The sequence below is a fragment of the Kitasatospora sp. NPDC059327 genome (genome assembly GCF_042752535.1).
Taxonomy (GTDB): Bacteria; Actinomycetota; Actinomycetes; order Streptomycetales; family Streptomycetaceae; genus Kitasatospora.
In genome coordinates this window covers 1-2,458 of record NZ_JBHYYB010000193.1, presented here as the reverse complement: position 1 = coordinate 2,458, position 2,458 = coordinate 1, and the positions used below count along the sequence as shown (strand labels likewise).

Sequence of the window (2,458 nt, the reverse complement as noted above, 5' to 3'; positions counted from 1 at the left end):
CCGCCCCGCCCCCCCCGCCGTGCCTCACGAGCCCCCCCCGTCTTCTCCGCGGTTCTCTCCCCCACCCCCCCGGGGGGGCGCCCCCGCCGCGCGCCCCCCCCGCCCCTCCGAAGCCACGGGCACACCCGACAAGGCCCCCGTCAACCGGATTCTCCGTCACCCGCGGCTCGGTTCCTGCTCGTCCCGCACGGACCCCCGGCGCACACTGGAGACGTGCCCGTCGACCACCCGACCCGAGCCGACCACGCCCTCATGGCCGCGGTCGAGGACCGGGTCGATCCGGACGCCCTGTCGGCCGCCCGCGTGATCCCCACCCAGGGCCGGCTGTTCACCCCGGCACCGTGGCCCACCCGCGGTGCGCCGCGCCCCGCCGCCGCCGGCCGCTGCCATCCAAGCACGCTGCGCGCGGCCCGGCAGGTCGGCGCCGTCTACGTTGAGGGCTTCGCCTATGCCCACTGTGCCGCGTACCCGCATGCCTGGTGCGCCCGCCCGGACGGCACGGTCCTCGACCCGAGGTGGCCCGACGGCGCGGCCGCGGCCTACCTGGGCGTTCCGATGACCATCACGTTCGTTGAAGCGTTCCAGCAGCGCATCCTCACCCCAACGGCGTTCGTCAGGGTCTTCGACGACCAGGTCCAGGCCGTCCGGGACGCGGCCCGGATCTTTACCGGCGGGGTGCCCGCCCGGGCATTGGTCGACGTCGGCCAGGCCCTGCCGGTCCCGGCGGCCGGGTGGATGCTGGGGCCGTAGACCACTTCGGGGGTACCAGCCGGATCGAGCAGCCGGTACGGCTCTCACAGTTCATCCGTGGCGACCAACTCGCTGGCGAGGGGCACGAGCTGAACCGCCCCGGCTTCGAGTCATGGCATGTCCTTCTTCCTGCCCGCCTGAGTTGCGCCGTCGTTCGGTGCGCATGGTCGCCGAGGTCCTCCGCGACTACCCGAACGAATCGGCCGCACGGCGGGCCGTCGCGGAGAAGCTGGGCATCGGCTCGGCCGAGTCCCTGCGCAACTGGGTGGGCGTGACCAGGTCGGCTCCGGGCAGCGCCCGGACACGACCACGGAGGAGTTCACGCAGATCAAGGCGAAGAAGGAGATCGCCGAACTCAAGCGCGACAACGACATTCTCAAGGCCACGGCGAGCTTCTTCGCGGCCGACTCGACCGGCCACACCTGCGCTCGAGCGTTCATCGACGAGCACCGGGGCCGCGTCGGCGGCGTCGAGTCTATCTGCCGCGTGCTCACCGAGCACGGCTGCAGCATCCCCCCTCCACCTACCCCGCGCAGCACATGCGCCTGGCCTCGCCCTCCGCGCGCATGGTGCACGACGAGAAACTGAAGGAGCTCATCAAGAAGGTCTACCATGCCAACTACCGTGCCTACGGGGCCCGGAAGGTCTGGCGGGAACTGGGCCGGCAGGGCCAAACGGTGGCCCGCTACACCGTAGAACGCCTCATGCGCGAACTCGGCATCGCCGACGCTGTGCGCGGCAAGAAGGTCATCACCACCATCGCGAACCCGGCTGCCGAACGCGCCCTTGACCTGGTTGACCGCCAGTTCGTCGCATCCGCGCCGAACCGCTGCCGGGTCGCCGACTTCACGCACGTGACCGCGTTCACCGGCGTCGCCTACGTCGTGGACATCGTCTCCCGCCGGATCGTCGGCTGGTCCGCCGCGCCCACGAAGGAGACCCGGCTGGTCCTGGACGCGCTGGAGATGGCCCTCTGGCAGCGCGATAGCGGCCAACGCCTTGTGATTCCAGGCGAATTGGTCCATCGCAGCGCCGCGGGAAGTCAATAGACGAGTTTCCGCCTGGCCGAGCATCTCGAAGCGGCGGGCGTCGCGGACCCTGGCGCAAGTCGAGCTCGCCACCGCCGAACGGGGCGACTGGTACAACCACCGCAGACTCCACGGTGAGATAGGCCATGTCCCACCCGTCGAATACGAGACCACCTACTGTGATGCGCCGCAAATCACGAGGGTAAGTTCTACCCAGATGATGGGGTGGTCGGCTTGATCTTGGCGAGATAGTCGGCGAGGGATTTGAGAATCTCGTCGGCGGTCTTGGTCCAGGTGAACGGTCTCGGGTTCTGGTTCCAGGTGTCGATCCAGGCCTGGATGTCTTCTTCGAGGGCCTTGACGGAGGTGTGGACGCCGCGGCGGATGAGTTTGTCGGTCAGCAGTCCGAACCATCGTTCGACCTGGTTGATCCAGGACGAGCCGGTCGGGGTGAAGTGAACGTGGAAGCGGGGGTGCCGACTGAGCCAGGCTTTGATCTCGGCAGTGTTGTGGGTGGCGTAGTTGTCGCACACCAGGTGCACGTCGAGCTCGGCGGGAACGGCCTTGTCTATGGTGATCAGGAACTTCTTGAATTCCAGGGCCCGGTGGCGTCGGTGCAGTTCGCTGATGACAGTGCCGTCGGCGATGTTGAAGGCCGCGAAGAGGCTGGTGATGCCGTG

The 2,458-nt window shown here is 68.8% G+C and carries 4 protein-coding genes; 2 read left to right on the top strand and 2 right to left on the bottom strand.

Annotated elements, in window-relative coordinates; translation table 11 throughout:
• Positions 1-213: 213 nt before the first annotated feature.
• Positions 214-750, top strand: coding sequence for a hypothetical protein (locus tag ACFXHB_RS43870; protein ID WP_380582700.1), 537 nt, complete (start codon positions 214-216; stop codon positions 748-750).
• A gap of 186 nt (positions 751-936) precedes the next feature.
• Here the strand turns inward: ACFXHB_RS43870 and ACFXHB_RS43865 are convergent, their stop codons facing one another.
• Complete coding sequence (locus tag ACFXHB_RS43865; protein WP_380582698.1) at positions 937-1,251, bottom strand: hypothetical protein; 315 nt, start codon at positions 1,249-1,251, stop codon at positions 937-939.
• 65 nt (positions 1,252-1,316) lie between these two features.
• Here ACFXHB_RS43865 and ACFXHB_RS43860 point away from each other — a divergent pair, with 65 nt between their 5' ends.
• Positions 1,317-1,799: an IS3 family transposase gene (locus tag ACFXHB_RS43860; protein WP_380582696.1), complete on the top strand. Its 483-nt coding sequence runs from the start codon at positions 1,317-1,319 to the stop codon at positions 1,797-1,799.
• A gap of 188 nt (positions 1,800-1,987) precedes the next feature.
• On the opposite strand, the gene ACFXHB_RS43855 is transcribed toward ACFXHB_RS43860, so the two are convergent.
• Positions 1,988-2,458, bottom strand: a 471-nt coding sequence (locus ACFXHB_RS43855; protein ID WP_380582694.1) for an IS630 family transposase, incomplete at its 5' end; no start/stop codon positions are given.